At 46.7% G+C, this 19,798-nt stretch carries 16 protein-coding genes; 7 read left to right on the top strand and 9 right to left on the bottom strand.

Annotation, left to right across the window (positions count from 1 at the left end; all coding sequences use genetic code 11):
* The first annotated feature begins 168 nt into the window (after positions 1-168).
* From AB6805_RS18570 to AB6805_RS18555, 4 genes are all read left to right on the top strand, one after another.
* Positions 169-1,803: a DUF1800 family protein gene (locus AB6805_RS18570; RefSeq protein ID WP_370910944.1), complete on the top strand. Its 1,635-nt coding sequence runs from the start codon at positions 169-171 to the stop codon at positions 1,801-1,803.
* Between the two features lie 18 nt (positions 1,804-1,821).
* Positions 1,822-3,405 (top strand): DUF1501 domain-containing protein, encoded by a 1,584-nt coding sequence (locus AB6805_RS18565; RefSeq protein WP_370910943.1) that lies wholly within the window; start codon positions 1,822-1,824, stop codon positions 3,403-3,405.
* Positions 3,406-3,448: 43 nt separating this feature from the next.
* Positions 3,449-3,805 (top strand): hypothetical protein, encoded by a 357-nt coding sequence (locus tag AB6805_RS18560; protein ID WP_370910942.1) that lies wholly within the window; start codon positions 3,449-3,451, stop codon positions 3,803-3,805.
* A gap of 72 nt (positions 3,806-3,877) precedes the next feature.
* Complete coding sequence (locus tag AB6805_RS18555) at positions 3,878-6,334, top strand: TonB-dependent receptor (protein ID WP_370910941.1); 2,457 nt, start codon at positions 3,878-3,880, stop codon at positions 6,332-6,334.
* 14 nt (positions 6,335-6,348) lie between these two features.
* Here the strand turns inward: AB6805_RS18555 and AB6805_RS18550 are convergent, their stop codons facing one another.
* The 3 genes from AB6805_RS18550 to AB6805_RS18540 all read right to left on the bottom strand — a co-directional run bounded on the left by AB6805_RS18550 (position 6,349) and on the right by AB6805_RS18540 (position 9,521).
* Positions 6,349-6,828 (bottom strand): hypothetical protein, encoded by a 480-nt coding sequence (locus AB6805_RS18550; RefSeq protein ID WP_370910940.1) that lies wholly within the window; start codon positions 6,826-6,828, stop codon positions 6,349-6,351.
* Between the two features lie 435 nt (positions 6,829-7,263).
* Positions 7,264-7,701, bottom strand: coding sequence for a DUF983 domain-containing protein (locus AB6805_RS18545; protein WP_370910939.1), 438 nt, complete (start codon positions 7,699-7,701; stop codon positions 7,264-7,266).
* Positions 7,702-7,745: 44 nt separating this feature from the next.
* A complete protein-coding gene (locus AB6805_RS18540; protein ID WP_370910938.1) occupies positions 7,746-9,521 on the bottom strand; it encodes an ABC transporter ATP-binding protein in 1,776 nt (591 codons plus the stop codon).
* A 150-nt stretch (positions 9,522-9,671) separates the two neighbouring features.
* Here AB6805_RS18540 and AB6805_RS18535 point away from each other — a divergent pair, with 150 nt between their 5' ends.
* The gene (locus AB6805_RS18535) at positions 9,672-11,798 is read left to right on the top strand and encodes an elongation factor G (RefSeq protein WP_370910937.1); all 2,127 of its coding nucleotides are present in this window, start codon (positions 9,672-9,674) and stop codon (positions 11,796-11,798) included.
* Between the two features lie 55 nt (positions 11,799-11,853).
* Here AB6805_RS18535 and AB6805_RS18530 read toward each other — a convergent pair whose 3' ends face one another.
* The 6 genes from AB6805_RS18530 to ubiE all read right to left on the bottom strand — a co-directional run bounded on the left by AB6805_RS18530 (position 11,854) and on the right by ubiE (position 18,384).
* Positions 11,854-13,392 (bottom strand): YifB family Mg chelatase-like AAA ATPase, encoded by a 1,539-nt coding sequence (locus AB6805_RS18530; RefSeq protein ID WP_370910936.1) that lies wholly within the window; start codon positions 13,390-13,392, stop codon positions 11,854-11,856.
* Between the two features lie 88 nt (positions 13,393-13,480).
* On the bottom strand, positions 13,481-14,809 hold the full coding sequence (locus AB6805_RS18525) for a DNA mismatch repair protein MutS (RefSeq protein ID WP_370910935.1): 1,329 nt from the start codon (positions 14,807-14,809) through the stop codon (positions 13,481-13,483).
* Between the two features lie 124 nt (positions 14,810-14,933).
* Positions 14,934-16,277, bottom strand: a complete 1,344-nt coding sequence (locus AB6805_RS18520; protein WP_370910934.1) for a dihydroorotase — start codon at positions 16,275-16,277, stop codon at positions 14,934-14,936.
* 64 nt (positions 16,278-16,341) lie between these two features.
* Positions 16,342-16,803: a hypothetical protein gene (locus tag AB6805_RS18515; protein WP_370910933.1), complete on the bottom strand. Its 462-nt coding sequence runs from the start codon at positions 16,801-16,803 to the stop codon at positions 16,342-16,344.
* Positions 16,804-16,966: 163 nt separating this feature from the next.
* Entirely contained in the window at positions 16,967-17,665 is a 699-nt protein-coding gene (locus tag AB6805_RS18510; RefSeq protein WP_370910932.1) for a porin family protein, read from the bottom strand.
* Positions 17,638-18,384 carry a bifunctional demethylmenaquinone methyltransferase/2-methoxy-6-polyprenyl-1,4-benzoquinol methylase UbiE gene (gene ubiE / locus AB6805_RS18505; RefSeq protein WP_370910931.1) on the bottom strand — a complete coding sequence of 249 codons (747 nt, stop codon included), beginning with the start codon at positions 18,382-18,384 and terminating at the stop codon, positions 17,638-17,640. The genes AB6805_RS18510 and ubiE overlap by 28 nt, the downstream gene beginning before the upstream one ends.
* An 86-nt stretch (positions 18,385-18,470) precedes the next feature.
* Here ubiE and yihA point away from each other — a divergent pair, with 86 nt between their 5' ends.
* Entirely contained in the window at positions 18,471-19,079 is a 609-nt protein-coding gene (gene yihA, locus AB6805_RS18500) for a ribosome biogenesis GTP-binding protein YihA/YsxC (RefSeq protein WP_370910930.1), read from the top strand.
* 117 nt (positions 19,080-19,196) lie between these two features.
* The gene (locus AB6805_RS18495) at positions 19,197-19,784 is read left to right on the top strand and encodes an RNA polymerase sigma-70 factor (RefSeq protein WP_370910929.1); all 588 of its coding nucleotides are present in this window, start codon (positions 19,197-19,199) and stop codon (positions 19,782-19,784) included.
* Positions 19,785-19,798: the final 14 nt, after the last annotated feature.

The following is a 19,798-nucleotide window of genomic DNA, read 5'->3' as shown; positions in this document are numbered from 1 at the left end:
CAATCTGATTATACAGTTATTAAAACGATAATTTAGATATCAGTATGATATAAAAAATATCATTGTGAAACTTCTTATTAATATAATCTCACTTTCTTTTTAATTAGATTAAACTTTTTGTTAATTTGGCGCTATAATCGGCCCCTAAGCCATCAACCATATCGCCTTATGGATCGCAGACAATTCCTAACCTTATCACCTGACCGCCAGCAACAGCGGACTGCCACTACTGTCGCCCGTACCGCCACCGGCATTACTCCGTATACCGGCGCCTGGGATACTTTACAACGCATTCACCTGCTGAAACGCACCCTGTTCGGGGTTACACCCGCAAACGTCAATGCCTTCAACAGCCTCAGTATGCAGCAGGCAGTAGATACATTGCTCACCACTCAGCCTGATCCCGCTCCTCCCGTTAACAACTACGGCATCGATGACACCGGCGTTACGCCCGGCGCCACATGGGTAAAAGCTCCCCTCGGTGATGAAATGCTGGAAAGAAAAAGAATTGACTCCTATAAAGCATGGTGGACAGGCCAGATGATTAACCAACAGGCAAGCATACACGAAAAGATGGTGCTCTTCTGGCACAATCATTTCGTTACAGAAACAGGCATGGTAGGCGATAGCCGGTTTATCTACCAATATAACCTTACCCTGCGTAAACATGCCCTCGGTAATTTTAAAGATCTAACGAAAGCTATAACGTTGGATCCTGCCATGCTGGTGTATCTCAACGGATACCTCAATTCCAAAGGAGCCGCGGATGAAAACTATGCACGCGAACTGCACGAACTTTTTACCGTAGGAAAAGGCCCCGATTCCCATTATACAGAAGATGATGTAAGGGCCACCGCCCGCGTACTCACCGGCTTCCGGGTAGATAGAACCAACATCGTCAGCTTATTCGATACCACACAACACGATCTTACCAACAAAGAATTTTCAGGTTTCTATCTCAATAAAGTTATCTCCGGCAAAACAGGCCAGGATGGCGCTAAAGAACTGGATGAACTCCTCACGATCATCTTCCTGCAACCGGAAGTCGCAAAATTTATCTGCCGTAAACTATATCGCTTCTTTGTGTATTATGATATTGATGCAGCCACGGAACAGAATGTAATTACACCACTGGCAGATATTTTCCGCAGTAGCGGCTATAATATTAAAGTCACGCTCAATGCACTGTTCACCAGTGAACATTTCTTTGATCCGCTGAACATGGCCTGCCTGATTAAAAGTCCCGCCGACTTCTGCATCGGTATCTGCCGCGAGTATGGCATCACCTTCCCTTCGGATTATACCAATCAATATAAAGCATGGGCTGTGGTCCACGACAGGGCCGCTTCGATGTTGCAAAACTTCGGAGATCCCCCATTGGTAGCCGGATGGGACGCCTACTACCAGGCCCCTTCGTTTCATGAACTGTGGATCAATACAGATACGCTGCCCAAACGTAACCGCTTCAGCGATGGCCTCGTCAGCAGCAACGGTTACAACGGCGTCCGTATAGATACACTCGCTTTTGCCAGCCGCCTTCCTCACCCGGAAGACCCGGAAGCACTGGTCAACGATTCCCTGGATATACTTTATCGTGTAGGCGTTTCCGATAACCTTAAAGGATTTCTGAAAAATAAAATCCTCCTGAGCGACCAAAGCCCCGATAGCAACTACTACTGGACGCAGGCATGGAACGCATGGAAAGCCTCGCCTTCGGATGCCACCCTGAAAGACAACGTGGAAAGCCGCCTCCAGGCCCTGTATAAATACATTATGGACCTGTCTGAATATCAATTATCCTGATAGCAGAAAAACCTTTTTATGAAAAGAAGAGACTTCCTGAAATATACAGCGCCAGCTGCTATCCTGCCAACTTTAATCAATGGCTTTTCTATCAAAGCTTTCGGTTCATCCCCGATGCTGGACGCACTGAGCACCGCCTCAGCAGATAATGATCACGTATTGGTCATGATCCAGATGACCGGCGGTAATGATGGCCTCAACATGGTCATCCCACTGGATGTATACGGTAAATACCAGGCCGCACGTTCCAATATCGCTATCCAGGAAGGAAAAGTACTCCGCCTCGATAATTATATTAAATCGGGTCTGCATCCTGCCATGACAGGCATACAAAAATTGTATAACGACGGAAAAGTAAGTATCGTTCAAAGTGTCGGATACCCTTCTCCCAACTTTTCACACTTCCGTGCTACCGATATCTGGCTCACAGGCTCTAATTCCAACGAAGTGCTCACCACCGGTTGGGCAGGACGCTACCTGGATACGCAATACGAAGGTTTCCCGGATGGATATCCCAACGATAAAGCCCCCGATCCGCTGGCAGTACAGATAGGTTCTATCGTATCGCCCGCCTTCCAGGGACCCAACGCCAGCATGGGCATCGCTATCACCAGCGCTTCCGATTTCTATAACCTGATCGATGGGGTAACAGATCCTGTTCCCAATACCAAATGGGGAAAAGAACTGGAATATATCCGCCTCATCGCCAAACAAACCAATAGCTACGAAAAGGCCATCACCGCGGCCGCGAAAAAAGTGACCTCACAGGGCGCTTACCCGGCCAATAACAGCCTCGCGGAACAACTGAAAATTGTTGCCCGCCTGGTAGCCGGCGGACTGAAAACAAAGCTCTACATGGTAAGCACCGGCGGCTTTGACACGCATGCCAACCAAACAGAAGGTGGTGATACCACCAAAGGCGGTCACGCTAACCTGCTCGGTGGCGTTTCCGATGCCATCAAAGCCTTTATGGACGACCTGAAAGGATTGCACGCTTCCCGCAGGGTGGTGGGCATGACCTTCTCCGAATTCGGCCGCCGCATCAAATCGAACTACAGCATGGGTACGGATCACGGCGCTGCCGCTCCCATTATCATTTTTGGAGATTACGTGAACCAGGGCGTGCTGGGAAATTCACCCGCACTCCCAGACGCTTCTTCTGTAATTGATAACATCCCCATGCAGTACGACTTCCGCTCTATCTACGCATCTATCCTCGAACAATGGTTCTGCGTGGATCAAACCGTGCTGAAAACTATTCTCCGGGAAGACTACCAGCGTCTGCCCCTCATCAGCGGCGTGGCCTGTGGTACCATCACCGGCCTGCCCGACCTGAATACAGATGATAAGAAGCTGATTACCAACTCCCCAAATCCATTTTCAAACTATACCACTATTACCTATATCACCGGCAGCGGTAATACATTGGTCCAGATCTTTGATACCACCGGCCGCCTCATCAGCGTACCAGTCAATAAAGTACATACTCCCGGCACCTATACGTTCACCTTCGATGCGCATAGCCTGCCCAATGGTATTTACTACGCCCGCTTCCAGAACGGCCCGGTACAACAGGTAAGACCTATGCTGAAAGTAAACTGACCTTATAATTTCATTAATATTCGTGCAACGCCGTTGCAAATAGATGGATTTTGCTACCTTTGCCTCCGTGTACAAGAGCTATCTGCATAAAATATTAGCGATTATTCTCCTGGGTGTATTTTCTGTAAATACCATCCCACGGGAATTTATACACGAATTTGCAGGTCACCACGATACAACAGATCCCCTCCATCAGCACGACGGGCTCACGATATCTGAACATCACCGGCACTGCGATTTTCTGCAGATAGGAGTAGAACCTTACGAGTCATTTGTTACTTTATATATAGCACCGGTTCAAAAAGTAATCTGGGTATTTTCTCCGCTTACGTTACCGGAAACCACGCACGTCCCTTATTTTAATCTTACTCCCAGAGCGCCGCCCGCACAGCTGGCATAACTTCTTTTTTTGCAACATGAACCATCGGTACATGTTGTTTATTCTTTATTACTGATTCTATATTTTTCAGATATGCATTATTTGCGTGTATTTATACTCGGGCTTTGGAGTGTAATGTTACTGGCGTTACCTGCTGCCTATGCCGGCACTAACCCCGAAGAAGGGGAATACTCAAACTCATTAACCGGTAAAGTGGTGGATAAATTAACCCATACACCGTTACCCGGCGCCACTGTTTACCTGCCGGATCTCCGCGTTGGCGCTGCCGCTGATGCACAGGGCAACTATATCATCAAAAATCTTCCAAAAGGAAAATATGTGGTAGATGTACACTACATCGGTTACGCCGCATTCAGTGCTCCTGTAGCCATTTCCGGCGCTACCACCCAGGATTTTGAACTTGGGGAAACACTGATAGAGAAAAATGAAATCGTAATCACCGGCGCCAACCTGGCAACATCTGCGAGGAAAACACCAACGCCCATCAGCGTAATCCGCCGCGACTATCTCGACGATAATATTTCTACCAACATTATAGACGCTATTGCCAAAGTGCCCGGTGTTACACAACTTTCTACCGGCCCGGCCATTTCCAAACCCTTTATCCGCGGCCTTGGATACAACCGCGTAGTGGTGGTAGGCGACGGCGTACGCCAGGAAGGCCAGCAATGGGGCGATGAACACGGAATTGAAATCGACGACTACAATGTAAGCAGGATAGAAGTGCTGAAAGGCCCTGCCTCCCTCATCTACGGCTCAGATGCACTGGCCGGTGTGGTGAACATTGTGCCGCCTGCACCATTGCCCCTGGGGAAAATTAAAGGCAACGTGGAAGCCAACTATCAGACCAACAACGGACTGATGGCCTATCATGCTGATATTGCCGGTAATAACAACGGCTTTAGCTGGGGCGCTTTCGTAACACAAAAACAAGCGCACGACTACAAGAATAAATACGACGACTACGTATTTAATTCCCGCTTTAATAACACCAACTTCGGCGCTAATATCGGGATCAATAAACAATGGGGCTACTCCCACCTGAGCTTCACATCCTTTAACCAGCACCTCGGGCTGGTGGAGGGTGACCGCGACAGCAACGGCGATTTCCTGAAACTCATCAACAACAACGGCACAGAAGAAGAAGTACCCGCTACCAGCAGCGATAATAAATCGTACAGCATGACGGTACCCAAGCAACAGATCAACCACCAGAAAATAGTATGGGACAACAATCTCTATCTGCATAATGGTGGCCGTATTGGTCTTACACTGGGTTATCAGCTGAACCAACGCCGCGAATTTGGTAATGTGCTGGAACCTTCCACACCGGAACTGTACCTGCACCTGCAAACTTTCAACTACGCCCTGAAATATTACCTGCCTGAAATGAACGGCTGGCAAACAACTGTAGGCGTGAATGGTATGCAACAAACCAATCAGAACAAGGGAGAAGAATTCCTGATCCCTGCATACGATCTGTTCGACTTTGGCGCTTTCGCGGTAACAAGCAAAACTTTTAATAAACTCACACTGAGCGGCGGACTGCGTTTTGATAACCGTTCCATGAACGCCAAATCACTGTTCCTGGATGCAGATGGCAAACCATCCAATACCGGGGATTCAAAATTTGATGCATTCAAACGCAACTTCAATAACGTATCCGGTAGCGTGGGACTTAGCTATGAAGCAAGCGAACAGGTAGTACTGAAACTCAATGCAGCAAGAGGCTTCCGTGCGCCTAATGTGGCGGAGTTGTCTGCTAACGGCGTGCATGAAGGAACCATCAAATACGAATATGGTAACCAGGACCTGAAACCGGAAGTAAGCACACAGGTAGATGCAGGAGTGGATTTCAACACCCAGCACGTTTCCCTGTCGGCCAGCCTGTTTTACAATCATATCAATAACTTCATTTTCTCCCGTAAACTGTTTAATGCAGCCGGTACAGACTCTATTCCGGCAACGGATAATGACGAAGGATATGCCGCATTTAAATACCAGCAAACAGATGCTAATCTGTATGGCGGAGAACTGATGGTGGATATTCACCCGCATCCGATCGACTGGCTCCATTTTGAGAATACTTTCTCGTACGTAAGGGCTACTACTGCTAACAGCAGCGACTCTACGAAATACCTGCCTAATATTCCGGCGGCACACTGGCTGTCTGAATTAAAAGGAAGATTTAAGAAAGTGGGAAAAAGTCCGTTGCATAATGCTTATATCGGTGTGCAGATGGACCTGAACTTTGCGCAGAACGATGTGTTTTCTGCTTATGAAACAGAAACACCTACTTCCGGTTATACTCTGTTTAACGCGGGGTTCGGTAGTGATTTTGTAAATAAGAAGAATAAAACTTTGTTCTCCCTGCATTTCGCTGTCAATAACTTAACAGATGTGGCTTACCAGAATCACCTGAGCAGGTTGAAGTATGCACCCATCAATGAAGTAACGGGCAGATCAGGCGTATATAACGTTGGCCGGAATTTCAGCGTGAAGCTTGCAATTCCGATTGATTTCAAATAGTGTTAAGGTTTCTTTTAAAGAGCTCCTGCGTCAGCAGGGGCTTTTTTTATGGTGTCAGGCGCCGGTCCTGCCGGAGCGTTTCCCATTTTAGTGTAGGTAGCCCTGTTATTTTTTATTTTGAAGAAGATCTTCCGGTTCGCCGCGGGTTCTGTATTAAATCCAACCGCAGTATCCGTTCCCGTTATCATCAGCTGAGGCACCGGTATGGTTGCAGCAGCAGAATCAATTGCCCGCATGTAGTTGATCAGCCGTTTGCCTTCCCGCGTAATATGGATGGTTTGCATGCCCGTTCCCGAATTGGCGATGGAAGCCGTAATGCCTGCTGCCTCAAACACAGCGCTGTCGCTGTTTATATTTCCACTTATGAGGCTAAATGGGACTGGTATTGTTTGGGTTCCGGTAACATTGGCCGGAGTTGCTTCCTGCGGGGTTTTGGTAGCCGGCTGTTTGCAGCCAAGTAGTAAAACAGGGAGCAGTAATAAGGTTCTTTGCACGATAAGTAACTGTTTGAAAGATAAAGCTATTAAATTTTTACGGAACTCATCATGACCCCGGTTAATATATAAAGGTTACTTATACATTATTTTTAATAATAACGTTATGATATTTTCTAATTTATATTAATTTGCCGTGGGGGATGTAAACCCGGTCCTGACGGGCTTGATAAGTAAAATCGTTTTTTCAGTATAAATACACGCTGGTTTTACCATTGATGTAAATATTTAATTGAAATATTGATAGATTTTGTAGTTTAGAGGATCGTTAATTATGTAAGTGTCAGATTGAATGTCCTGCCAGGAGGAACAGTCCCCTCAGTTTTCAAAAATTGGTTTTTGTTATTAAGACTTTTCTGACCACCATTGGTTCAGATTTTGGTTGAAAAAGAAAGGGGCTGTTTTTACAGCCCCATATTTTTTTCAGTTATTTTTTTAATGTTGATGTGTCGGCTTTTCCAGCTTCTCCGTATCCTCATCATAATACACAAAGAAATAAAGATAAATAGCCCTGGATAGCCGCATCAGCCATGGTTGTATAAGTACCAGCAGTACCCCATTCACGGCAAGCCAGATAAAAATGCTGTTATCTCTCCAGGTTAATCCAAAAAATAACCAGAACCATATCAGGTTAAACACACTGAATGCCACCGATAAAGCATAACTAACATAGCCCGTTCCAAACCAGAAGCCAGTTTCCAACTCATATTTTTGACCGCATACAGGGCAGTGGTCATACATATTAAAGATCTTCGAAAACCTCACGTGAAACGGATTCTGATCTCTGAACATATCTCCTTTCCTGCATCTCGGGCATTTCATAGTCAGCATGCTGACAAAATAGTTAGGGCGCCTGGGCTGTTGTGTACTCATGCTGCAAAATTAATCAATTACTTTCAGCAACTGAAGGTGGCAGCTTATACCGCTTCTGTTTTGCGCTCGCCGATTTGTTGTCTCCACATCGCATAGTAAAGTCCTTTTTCAGCTACCAGGTCCGCATGCTTACCCATTTCCACGATCTGTCCTTTTTCCAGTACGTAAATACGGTCGGCATGCATAATAGTGCTTAAACGGTGCGCAATCATCACGGTAATATGCTGTTTGCTGGCCGTTACTTCACGTACGGTTTTAGTAATTTCTTCTTCTGTAATAGAGTCCAGCGCAGAGGTAGCCTCGTCAAATACAAGTAAACGCGGTCTGCGTAACAACGCCCTGGCTATGGATAAACGTTGTTTTTCCCCACCGGAAATTTTAATACCGCCCTCGCCGATTACCGTCTCAAGGCCCTTGTCTGCCCTGGCCAGTAAAGAATAACACGAAGCTTTATCCAGTGCTTCCATTACGTCAGCATCAGTGGCGCCCGGATTTACAAACAGCAGGTTTTCACGGATGGTACCTGAAAACAGCTGGGTATCCTGTGTCACGAAACCTACCTGGTGACGCAGATCTTCCATATCTACTTCATTGGCATCAATACCATTGTAGTAGATATGCCCTTCATTGGGCTTGTATAATCCTACCAGCAACTTTACCAGCGTGGTTTTACCGGAGCCAGATGGTCCTACAAACGCAATGGTTTCCCCCACATTTACGGAGAAGTTCACCTTATCAAGTGCTTTGGTGGCTGCAGTCAGGTGCTTGAATCCTACCTGCTTGAATTGCAGTTCATCAATATGCGTTACCCTGATAGGATTGGCAGGCATTTCCTCTACCGGCGTATTCAGGATGCTCTGGAAATTCAGCAGCGATACCTGCGCTTCGCGGTAATTCAGGATAATGTTACCAAGTTCCTGTAATGGTCCGAAAATGAAGAAGGAATACAGCTGTAAGGTCATCAGCTGCCCGATGCTCACTACATCGCGGTAAATGTAGAACAGCAGCAGGAACAGGATAGCAGAGCGCATCAGGTTCACAAAAGTACCCTGTACAAAACTGATACTGCGGATGCTCCGCACTTTTTTCAGTTCCAGCAACAGGATCTTCATGGTAGTGGAGTTTAAACGCCTGATCTCCTGGTTGGAGAGGCCCAAACTCTTTACCAGCTCAATATTCCGGAGCGATTCTGTCGTTGATCCTGCCAGTGCGGTGGTTTCTTTTACAATCGTCTTCTGTATCACCTTAATTTTCCTGCTCAGTAAACTCATCAGGATAGTCAGTAAAATACAGCCGGTAAGATACACGAAGGGAAGGCTCCAATGTACGGTGGTGGCGTATACCATCACAAACAATACACCTATCAGCGATACAAAAAGCACGTTCACAAAGGCGGTGATGAATTTTTCACAGTCTACCCGCACTTTCTGGAGAATAGCCAGCGTTTCACCGCTGCGCTGGTCTTCAAACTGCTGGTATGGCAGCCGGAGTGAGTGTTTAAGACCATCCGTATATACCTGGGCGCCAAATTTCTGAACAATTACGTTCACAAAATAGTCCTGGAAAGCCTTGGCGATCCTGGATACCATTGCCACGCCTATCGCAGCGCCAACCAGCAGCAGTACCCCTGTGAGGTACTCGTTCTCCGGCCGGAATATAGTGCCACCCTTAAAAGTTTTTGGATGAGAAGCGAACCTGTCAATGATCCATCCGAAGATCATAGGGTCCATCAGTGAGAAAAGCTGGTTAATACTGGCCAGAGCCATTGCTAATACGACCAACCATTTATATCTCTTTAAATAATGCAGTAATAGTTTCATATGTCCGTTTTCCTGAGGTGCAAAGTTACTGTATGTTGTCACATATTCCGGGGAAAAGTACTGGCTATTTTAGTCAAAAAACGTTAACTTAATAGTAAGTTCTTTGTAAAGACACAGGTGAGTATCTATTATCTAAATAAATCTCCACATATGAAGACGTATGATGAAAAACACATCAAAAACATCGTACTGTTAGGTGCACCCAAAAGCGGCAAAACTACCCTCTCCGAAACCATGTTATTTGAAGCCGGCATCATCAGTAAACGAGGCTCAATTGAAGAGAAAAATACCGTGTCCGACTACCACGATATTGAGCACGAACGGGGAAACTCCGTATATGCCACCCTGTTGCACACCGAATGGAAAGATTATAAGATCAACATTATAGACACACCCGGACTGGAAGATTTTATCGGGGAAGTAATTGCAGCCATCCGTGTATCCGACACCGCTGTTCTCCTGCTCAATGCCCAGTACGGAGTGGAAGTAGGTACAGAACTGGTATGGGATTATGTGGACAAATACCGGAAACCCACCATATTGGCCGTTAACCAGCTGGACGCTGAACTGGCTAATTTTAATAAAACCGTGGAAGACGCCTCCCGGGTATTCGGTCAGCCTGTCACTATTATGCAGTACCCGGTAAATGCCGGCCCCGGATTCAATGCGATCATCGATCTCCTGAAAATGACCATGTACCGCTTTCCCGAAAAAGGCGGCAAACCCGAAAAACTCCCCATCCCCGACAGCGAAAAGGAAAGAGCCGACCAGCTGCACAACGAACTCGTGGAAAAAGCAGCAGAAAACGACGATACCCTCATGGAGCTGTATTTTGAAAAAGGAAGCCTGGATGAAGATGAACTCCGGCAAGGCCTCAAAATAGGCATGCTCAATCACCATGTATTTCCCCTGTTCTGCTTATCCGCCAAAAATAATATGGGCAGCGGCCGCCTCATGGGATTTATCGATAATGTAGCTCCCGGCGCAGCGGAAATGCCTGCTGAAGTTACTACCGGAGGTAAACCTGTTCCCTGTAATCCTGCTGGTCCGGCAGGATTATTTGTTTTTAAAACCTTACAGGAGCCGCATATCGGCAGGCTCACTTATTTTAAGGTAATGTCGGGAGAAGTGAAAGGCGGTATGGAGCTGATCAACGAACAGGGCAATACTACCGAGCGTATCAGCCAGCTGTTTATCGCAGACGGAAAGAACCGCAATAATATAGAACGCCTGCAGGCCGGGGATATCGGTTGCACGCTTAAAATGAAAAGTACCCTCACCAATCATACACTGGCCGAAAAGAATTTCCCCGGCCAAATTGTTCCCATCGATTTTCCCGCTCCTAAAGTAAGGGTGGCCATTGAAGCAAAAAATAAAGCCGACGATGAAAAACTCAGCGAAGTGCTCGCGGAAATCCATATGGAAGATCCAACCCTCCTCGTGGAATTCAACCGCGAACTGAAACAGGTGATCCTCCACGGACAGGGAGAACTGCACTTGCTGGTGACCAAATGGCGCCTCGAAAATATTTATAAAATGCAGGTGGCTTTTCATGCCGCCAAAATACCTTACCGCGAAACCATCCAAAAGCCCGCCCAGGCTTCCTATCGCCATAAAAAACAGTCCGGTGGCGCCGGCCAGTTTGGAGAGGTATACATGAAAATAGAACCCTGGTATGAGGGTATGCCGCCCTATAAGGAACATACCGTGCGCGATTCGGAAGAAATAGCGCTGAACTGGGGCGGCAAGCTGGTATTCAACAATTGTATCGTAGGCGGCGCTATCGACAACCGTTTCCTGCCATCTATCCTCAAAGGAGTGATGGAAAAAATGCAGGAAGGCCCGCTAACCGGATCGTATGTACGCGATATACGTGTAAGCGTATACGATGGTAAAATGCATCCGGTAGACAGTAACGACATCTCCTTTAAAATAGCCGGTATGATGGCTTTCCGCGAGGCGTTCCACCAGGCCGCCCCGCAGTTGCTGGAACCGGTGTACGACCTGGAAGCCGTAGCCCCCGATGTTATGATGGGCGATATTATGAGCGAACTGCAAACACATCGCAGCATTATAACGGGAATGGATACACTGAATGGCTACCAGGTGATCAAAGCACGCACCCCGCAGGCAGAAATAGATAAACTGTTTGCTGCACTGCGTAATGTTACCCAGGGCAAAGCCAAGCTGAAATCCCAGTTTGCGGAGTATGCCCCCGTTCCTGCTGAGATGCAGCGTAAGCTGAGCGAAAGTTATAAGGAAGACCTGGGCGTTTAACAGGATAATGTGCGCGCCACCATCGTTACCGCCGGCAGCGGCCATTGTTCCATGTTCAGTTCCCCCAGTTTTCCCTGTCGAGGCTTCTGAACTGTATGGCCTCCGCCATATGCGCGGGTTCTACACTGTGACTGCCTTCCAGGTCGGCTATCGTTCTGCTTACTTTCAGTATCCGGTCGTATGCACGTGCAGAGAGCTTTAGTTTTTGCATCGCCTGCCCCAGCTGCTCCCGGCATTTATCACTGATAACGCATACCGTGGCCAGCAACCGGCTATGCATTTGTGCATTGCAATACACGCCGTCATGACCGGCAAACCGCTTTGCCTGGATCGCCCTCGCAGCAATCACACGGTTACGTATATACGTACTTTTCTCCGCCGCGCTGGTGGACGACAGGTCCGCAAATTTTACCGGCGTTACTTCTACGTGCAGGTCTATACGGTCCAGCAGCGGCCCGGATACCTTATTCAGGTATTCCTGTACCTGCCCCGGTGCACAGGAACATTCCTTTTCCGGGTGGTTGAAATACCCGCACGGACAGGGATTCATAGACGCCAGCAACATAAAGCTCGCTGGAAAGTCGATGGCTGTTCTGGCGCGGGAAATGGTCACTCTTCTTTCTTCTACCGGCTGCCGCATCACCTCCAGCACTTTGCGTTTAAACTCCGGTAGCTCATCCAGGAATAATACGCCGTGATGCGCCAGTGAAATTTCTCCCGGCTGGGGAATGCTGCCACCGCCTACCAATGCGGCATCACTGATGGTATGATGCGGAGAGCGGAACGGGCGGTGCGTGATCAGCGAAGTGTGCTCGGGGAGCTTCCCCGCTACAGAATGGATTTTGGTGGTTTCCAATGCCTCCTGCAATGTGAGCGGTGGAAGGATGGTGGGCAAACGTTTTGCCAGCATGGTTTTTCCTGCTCCCGGCGGACCAATCAATATTGCATTATGCCCACCAGCGGCGGCTATTTCAAGCGCGCGTTTAATATGCTGTTGCCCTTTTACTTCGCTGAAATCAATACCCCAATGGTCCTGCGTGGCGTAAAATTCGTCACGGACAGCCGTTACAGGTATGAGGCAATCCGGGTCATTTAAAAAATTGATGGCCTCTGAAATGTGAGCAATGCCATATACTTTCAAACCGCTAACCATAGCAGCTTCCAGCGCATTCTGTTTAGGCAGTATAAAGCCTTTGAAACCATCTTTCAATGCCTGCATGGCCATTGGCAGCGCACCTTTGATCGGTTGAATGGTACCATCCAGCGACAACTCGCCCATCATCAGGTAATGCTCAAGATGAACAGGAGAGGCCTGTCCGGAGGCAGCAATAATACCAGCGGCAATGGGCAGGTCATACGCCGCTCCGGCCTTGCGGATAGCGGCGGGCGCCATATTTACCACCGTGCGTGTTCTCGGCATACGCAAGCCCATGCACTGAATGGTGGATTCAATACGCCGTTCGCTTTCCTTTACCGCATTATCCGGTAGTCCTACTATAAATAATTTGTTGCCTTTGGAAGATACATTTACCTCTATGGTAATGGTGATGGCATTTACGCCGAGGATGGCGCTGCCGTAGGTTTTAACAATCATATCGATATCTGGGTTAACAGATACGAATATAAGCATTTAACTGCTGGAAACATCGTTACATCGCCCGCAGTTAAATGCTTTCCCTTTTTTATTTTATCTGCGTAAGCAGATCCAGTACCTTCTCCCTTTTCAGGATCAGGTAACCTATTTTTTCTTTGGCAATTCCATCTTTGAGCAGGTAGGTGAAATGCAGGTCGTCATCAATAACGGTAGATTCAAAATATTTAAACTGGATACGTTTTTCTGTGCTCAGTTCATCCGCCACTTCATAAAGGTGAGTAGAAAGGATAAACAGGCAGTTGGTACTTTTCAAAAATCCCCGGATCACCGCCAGCGAACAGTTCCTGGCATCTTCCACATTGGTACCTTTAAACATTTCGTCGATCAGCACCAGCCAGTTTTTTCCATTACTGATTTGCAGGATAGTGTTTTTAATACGCTGTACTTCGCTATAGAAATAACTTTCTCCCTTAAAAATATTATCCTGTACCTGGATATTACTGAAGATGCCGTGAAAGAAGCTCAGCTCCATATGTTCAGCGGGCACGCCCATGCCTATATGTGCCAGGAATACGGCTACGCCCACGGCTTTGATAAAGGTGGTTTTTCCGGCCATATTAGCGCCGGTAAGGAACATGAAATGAGCTGCTTCATCCAGTTTTACATCATAAGCCACCGGCTCAGGAAGAATGATATGATAGAGTTGTGTGGCTTTAATAATAGGTGTGGTGCCGCCGGAGAAAACCGGGAACTGCAGGTTATAGTGCTTCATGGCTTTGGCCATTGCATAATACGCATCCAGCTGCTGGTAAAGGGTTACCAGCTCCTGGATCACTTTTCTGTGTCGTTTCCGGATATAATTATCATAACGCAGGATCTCCACAAAATTCAGTTTCCCCTCTTCATCTGCTTTTAAAATTTCATAGAATTCTTTTTTGGCAAGCAACTGTTGCGCCCTGTCCAGCAATACTTTCAGCACTGTTGGGGTCTCTTCAGAATTGAAGACATTGATAAACGAACGAAATCCTTTCAGTAATATTACCAGTTGTGTAAACGAAAATTTGATATAACCATAATCAGGTGCATACAACGTTTTGTTGAGTGCTGCATGAAGATATAAGGCAAGTCCTTCTGTGCTGGAAATAGGTTCAATCTGGGCATCCATGTAATTCTCCACCACTACAATGGTACCGTTAGAAATAATGGAAGGCCAGTTGCTTTCCTGTTCCAGTATATATTGCAATGCACGCTGCCGGTTCTTAATAGTGTTGATATCGGATAAAGGATTGCTGTATAGCTGCCGCAGGTATTCACGGCCGCCCGCAGTGGTAGTAAAATCGAGGCGGTGGAACAGGGAAAATTCTTCGTCGCGGTTAAAGATAGACAGGTCGTAGTAGGATGTTTTGTCCAGTTGCATGCAGCATCTTTTTGGTGAATATACGGTGGAAGATGCAAGGATAGAAAAATTCCATAAGAATTGAAAGGCTGTGCCGGCATTTCCGTAAATGCAGCGGCGCCCGCTGCATTTACGGAGGCAAAAACTACCGGCTGAAAGCCAGTCGCTGACCCAATACGTTCTCGTTAAAAACGCCATCCGCATAAGCGAGGTGTCCGCTTACAAAGGTATGCGTAACGGCCGCCGGGAAGGTATGGCCTTCAAACGGGCTCCAGGCGCATTTATAATAGATGTTTTCTTTATTTACGTTCGTCTGGTGCTGCAGGTCTACGATTACACAGTCGGCATAATATCCTTCTCTCAAAAATCCTCTTTCTTTTATCTGGAAACAGATAGCGGGAGCATGACTCATCTTTTCCACTACTTTTTCCAGGGTGATGTTTCCCTTCTTTACATATTCCAGCATCAGCAGGAGGCTGTGTTGCACCAGTGGAACACCGGACGGCGCCTGCAGGTAAGGCAGTTGTTTTTCTTCCCAGGTATGCGGTGCATGGTCGGTGGCAATGATATCCAGCCGGTCGTCCAGGAGTCCCTGCCAGAGCGCGGTTTTGTTTTCCGGTGCTTTAATGGCCGGGTTGCATTTGATCAGGTTGCCGTATTGTGCGTAGTCATCGGCAGTGAAATGAAGATGGTGTACACAGACTTCCGCCGTAATCCTTTTTTCTGCCAGCGGCAGCATATTGCTGAACAGCTGAAGCTCCCTCGCTGTGGAGATGTGCAGGATATGCAGGCGGGCATTATGTTTCTGCGCAAACTGTATGGCTACCAGAGATGATTCAAAACAGGCTTCCACATCACGTATCAGCGGATGATCCGCAGCGGTGAGGCGATCTCCTTTTTCCCGTTGAAACGCCTCCATATTGGCGCGGATAATCTTTTCATCTTCGCAATGGGTGGCAATCAGCAGTTCGCTGTTGGAAAACACCGTTTCCAGGGTGAGATAATTATCTACCAGCATATTCCCGGTAGAAGATCCCATGAATATTTTCACGCCGCAAACGCTTTCTTTTTTGGCGTTTGTTTTCAGTATTTCTTTCACATTATCATTGGCAGCCCCCATAAAGAAGGAATAATTGGCCAGCGAATGATGTTGTGCAATGGTGTATTTGTCTTCGAGTAGTTCCTGGGTGAGTGCGGCCGGTTTGGTATTGGGCATTTCCATAAAACTGGTGGTACCACCGGCTACTGCTGCGCGTGCTTCAGAATAAATGGTGGCTTTGTGGGTTAAGCCGGGCTCCCGGAAGTGTACCTGGTCGTCTATAACGCCTGGCAGCAGGTGCTTGCCTTCCCCGTTAATTTCCGTATAATTACCGCTGATAGTGATATTGGGCGCTATTTTTTCAATGCGGTGGTCTTTGATCCATACATCCTGTACCGTGGTACGCCCTTCGTTTACCACGGCTATATTCCTGATGAGGTAATTTTGCATGGCGCAAAGGTAAAAAAATCAGCGTAATGATGGTTAATCAATGTACGGCGGCAGGTGCCGGTAATCACGCTTTATTTTTCGTCTTTCCCGCCTTCCTGGCGACGTTAACCCTGGTAATATCCGCCGGATCAACAACTGGCAGAATGATTTTACCCACTATATGATTTTTACCTCTTTCCCGGAGAAGTCCTCTTAATGAATCATATGACACTCCGATTAAAAAGGAATCCAATCGCTTATCTATTGCGTATTTACTGCCATCCTTTTTCACGAATTTATCCCACATCAACAAATCAAATACGGTTTGGCTTATAATATAGCCTGCGTTAATTAAGTCTTTGGATTCATTTTGGATAAACAAGGTTGCTTTTAATGCTATTGTAACCTGTTTTTCCCTGGCGCTGATATTAACTCCGGCTTCCAGGGTTATTTTGCCGTGATAGGTGGCCGCCTTCTTTAGATTTTCCGGATCAGCGGCATGATAATCCAATATGTTTAAGTCAACAATTCTTACTCCTGTGTCCATATAGTAATTATCAAATCTCCAGTGAAATGCTAAATACTAAACAAGCCGGCGGGTACCAGCTTTCGTAATCAAATACACAGGTAGCAGAAAAAAGTACCAGTTGTTGCTGATTTATTTCTGTGAAATGTAGGGGAACTAATATTGACTTTAGATTAAACAGGTATTACCCTTCCAGGTGAATCGAAAACACAATCATCCTCGACTGTAATTTCTCCACTACATTGGAATACCGCAGGTTGGGGTCTTTCACATGCACATTGCCAAAGCCATTGCTGATCTTAAACTCCGGGGCAAAGATGAAGCTCTCGAAATAGAACTCAAAGCCGGCGCCGGCTTCGTAACCGTAGTCGCTCTTTTTAATTTTTACCAGGTCCTCTGCTCTGCGCAGGCGGGCGTTGGAGGCAAGGTCATAGTCATATTTAAGGCCCGCGATGGTATAAACACGCATGTTGCCGATGCGGTCCGATTTAAATTTAATCTGCAGCGGGAAGCTCAGTAATATCGACTCAATCTTCTTGTCAGTATCCTGTGGCTTGGGATAAGTTTCGCGGTAGTAAAGGTTTTTGGATGCAAAAATGAGCTGCGGGTTAAAGCGAAGGTCAAAATGCTCACTGAGCCTGGCATTGGCCAGCAGTCCCAGGTTGAATCCCATGGTTTTCAGCGGTTCCGCTACCATAATAGAATCGTCGGCCAGGAAGGCAGGAGAGTGCTCCAGTTTGAAATACGACTGGTTTGCCGCCAGCGTAATACCAAAATAATAGGGTTTTGCATCGTGTTCCAACATATTCATCTGGGTTTGCGCCCTTGCAGGAAGCACCCCGCATACAATGAATATCAGCGCGTAGCGCAGTAAATGGAACATATGCCGAATGTTAGCGTTTTGCATGTAACGGCCTGGAAACGGGTATTGGTTAAAATAGTTCGCATTGCTTCACCCTGCGGAAACGCTTTCACAGATTCCGGCAGATAACTATAGGCCGCCTGGCTTTTAGCTATCCATTTCCCGATCAGCGGTGTGATATAACGAAAATACGAATTATATAATTGTTTAATAGGAAAAACTGTGGGATTCGAAAACTCCAGTATCACCAACTTGCCTCCTGGCTTCAACACACGATACATCTCAGACAGCCCCTTTTCCAGGTGCTCAAAATTACGCACACCGAATGCCACCGTTATGGCATCAAACGTTTGGTCGGGAAAACTTATTGTCTCACTATCGCCCGTTTGCAGGGTAATTTTGTCGCCTAACCCCGCTTTCAGGATCTTTTCACGGCCATGACTCAACATCCCTTCAGAAATATCAATGCCCACAATTTTGTCGGGATGAAGACGCTTTTCCGCCATTATAGCAAAGTCGCCCGTGCCGGTAGCCACGTCCAACATGAGTTTGGGCTGAAGCGATTTCAAATACCCCAGGGCTTTTTTACGCCATATAATGTCGATCCCCAGCGACATAAAGTGATTAAGAAAGTCGTAGCGGTAAGCAATATCATCAAACATGGTCGCTATCTGCTCCTTCTTGCTTAATTTTGACCCTTCAAAGGGAACGATCTTCTGAACATTTGCATTTTCTGACATAGTGCGCAAAGTTAAAGAAATGTAGTCATGTGACAGTATGCAAAAACAGGGATACGGGATTTTTAATGGAACAAAGCAATATCATTATGGTTATTAAGTCAGCAGAATATCTTATCAGTAGTCCCGATTGGGAAAAATGCCCCAATCCCATATGGCCGGAATACGCATTCATCGGCCGGTCGAACGTAGGTAAGTCTTCTTTGATCAATATTCTGGCTAATAATGAAAAATTAGCCAAAACGTCCGGAACCCCCGGTAAAACACAGCTGATTAATCATTTTGCCATCAATAACGCCTGGTACCTGGTGGATCTGCCCGGCTACGGATTCGCTAAAAGAAGCCTCTCGCAGCGCCGCCAATGGGAACAGATGATCGAAAACTACCTGCGCAAACGGCCCAACCTCGTCAGCGTATTTGTACTCATCGACAGCCGCCATCAGCCGCAGAAAATCGACATCGATTTTATTACCAAACTGGGAGAATGGAATATCCCTTTCAGCCTGGTATTCACCAAAGCAGATAAAAGTTCCCAGGCAGAGGTCAGCAAAAACGTAAAAGCTTTTCTCAATAAAATGAGGGAAACCTGGCAGTTCCTGCCCCCCAACTTCGTTACTTCTACCGTAAAGAAATCCGGCCGGGATGCCATCCTCAACTATATCGATGAACTCAACGCACAATTCCGGGCCATCGCCTGATCCGCTGCATCTTCTTGTCTACACACTATTATTACCTCAGTAATCTGGGGTAATTTTTTATTTTTATTTGTTTATCTTAATCAGTGATGGCATTTTTTTACCCAAATACTTGTTGGAATGCTGGATGCAACAGATGAAATACTGTGTAAAAAGATCATAGCGCAGGATGAGGAAGCGTTCAGGGTATTATATGAAAAATACCGGGATCATATTTATGGCTATACCCTGAAACTCTGCGGCCTGCCGGAAGTAGCATCCGACGCCGTTCAGGAAGTATTTATGAAGATATGGGTAAAAAGAGATACCCTGAATCCCGGATTATCTATCAAAGCCTACCTGTACACCACCACCCGCAACTATGTATTCGACTACCTGAGAAAGGCGGTGCATGATCAGAAATTCCGCGAATATTTTCTGCAGATGTATACAGAAGATACCGGCGCTATGGACGACATGCTCTACACCCGGCAGCTGGAAACCATTAAAATGAATGCCATCGCACAATTACCTGCACAACGGCAGCTGATTTTCAGAATGAGCAAAGTACAGGGCTGTTCCAACCAGGAAATAGCCGATCAGCTGGGCATCTCTGTCAACACCGTGAGAGACCAGCTCGTAAAGGCTTCCCGCTTCGTAAGGCACTACCTTTATCAACATGCCGATATCTCTGTTATTATTGCCGTCTTTTGCCATATCCTTCGCTGAGGAAAAAATATTTT

This window comes from Chitinophaga sp. RCC_12 (assembly GCF_041360695.1).
Classification (GTDB): domain Bacteria; phylum Bacteroidota; class Bacteroidia; order Chitinophagales; family Chitinophagaceae; genus Chitinophaga.
Note: the sequence above shows the minus strand (reverse complement) of the source record. Positions and strands in the feature narration are given on the sequence as shown.

What these genes read in the sequence shown, in the direction of transcription:
- AB6805_RS18535 (WP_370910937.1), top strand. Translation starts at nt 9,672, where the DNA reads ATGAAGACGTATGATGAAAAACACATCAAAAACATCGTACTGTTAGGT.
- AB6805_RS18565 (WP_370910943.1), top strand. Translation starts at nt 1,822, where the DNA reads ATGAAAAGAAGAGACTTCCTGAAATATACAGCGCCAGCTGCTATCCTG.
- AB6805_RS18560 (WP_370910942.1), top strand. Translation starts at nt 3,449, where the DNA reads ATGGATTTTGCTACCTTTGCCTCCGTGTACAAGAGCTATCTGCATAAA.
- ubiE (WP_370910931.1), bottom strand. Translation starts at nt 18,384, where the DNA reads ATGTCAGAAAATGCAAATGTTCAGAAGATCGTTCCCTTTGAAGGGTCA.
- AB6805_RS18530 (WP_370910936.1), bottom strand. Translation starts at nt 13,392, where the DNA reads ATGATTGTTAAAACCTACGGCAGCGCCATCCTCGGCGTAAATGCCATC.
- AB6805_RS18570 (WP_370910944.1), top strand. Translation starts at nt 169, where the DNA reads ATGGATCGCAGACAATTCCTAACCTTATCACCTGACCGCCAGCAACAG.
- AB6805_RS18515 (WP_370910933.1), bottom strand. Translation starts at nt 16,803, where the DNA reads ATGGACACAGGAGTAAGAATTGTTGACTTAAACATATTGGATTATCAT.
- AB6805_RS18510 (WP_370910932.1), bottom strand. Translation starts at nt 17,665, where the DNA reads ATGTTCCATTTACTGCGCTACGCGCTGATATTCATTGTATGCGGGGTG.
- AB6805_RS18540 (WP_370910938.1), bottom strand. Translation starts at nt 9,521, where the DNA reads ATGAAACTATTACTGCATTATTTAAAGAGATATAAATGGTTGGTCGTA.
- AB6805_RS18545 (WP_370910939.1), bottom strand. Translation starts at nt 7,701, where the DNA reads ATGAGTACACAACAGCCCAGGCGCCCTAACTATTTTGTCAGCATGCTG.
- AB6805_RS18555 (WP_370910941.1), top strand. Translation starts at nt 3,878, where the DNA reads ATGCATTATTTGCGTGTATTTATACTCGGGCTTTGGAGTGTAATGTTA.
- AB6805_RS18520 (WP_370910934.1), bottom strand. Translation starts at nt 16,277, where the DNA reads ATGCAAAATTACCTCATCAGGAATATAGCCGTGGTAAACGAAGGGCGT.
- AB6805_RS18525 (WP_370910935.1), bottom strand. Translation starts at nt 14,809, where the DNA reads ATGCAACTGGACAAAACATCCTACTACGACCTGTCTATCTTTAACCGC.
- AB6805_RS18495 (WP_370910929.1), top strand. Translation starts at nt 19,197, where the DNA reads ATGCTGGATGCAACAGATGAAATACTGTGTAAAAAGATCATAGCGCAG.
- yihA (WP_370910930.1), top strand. Translation starts at nt 18,471, where the DNA reads ATGGTTATTAAGTCAGCAGAATATCTTATCAGTAGTCCCGATTGGGAA.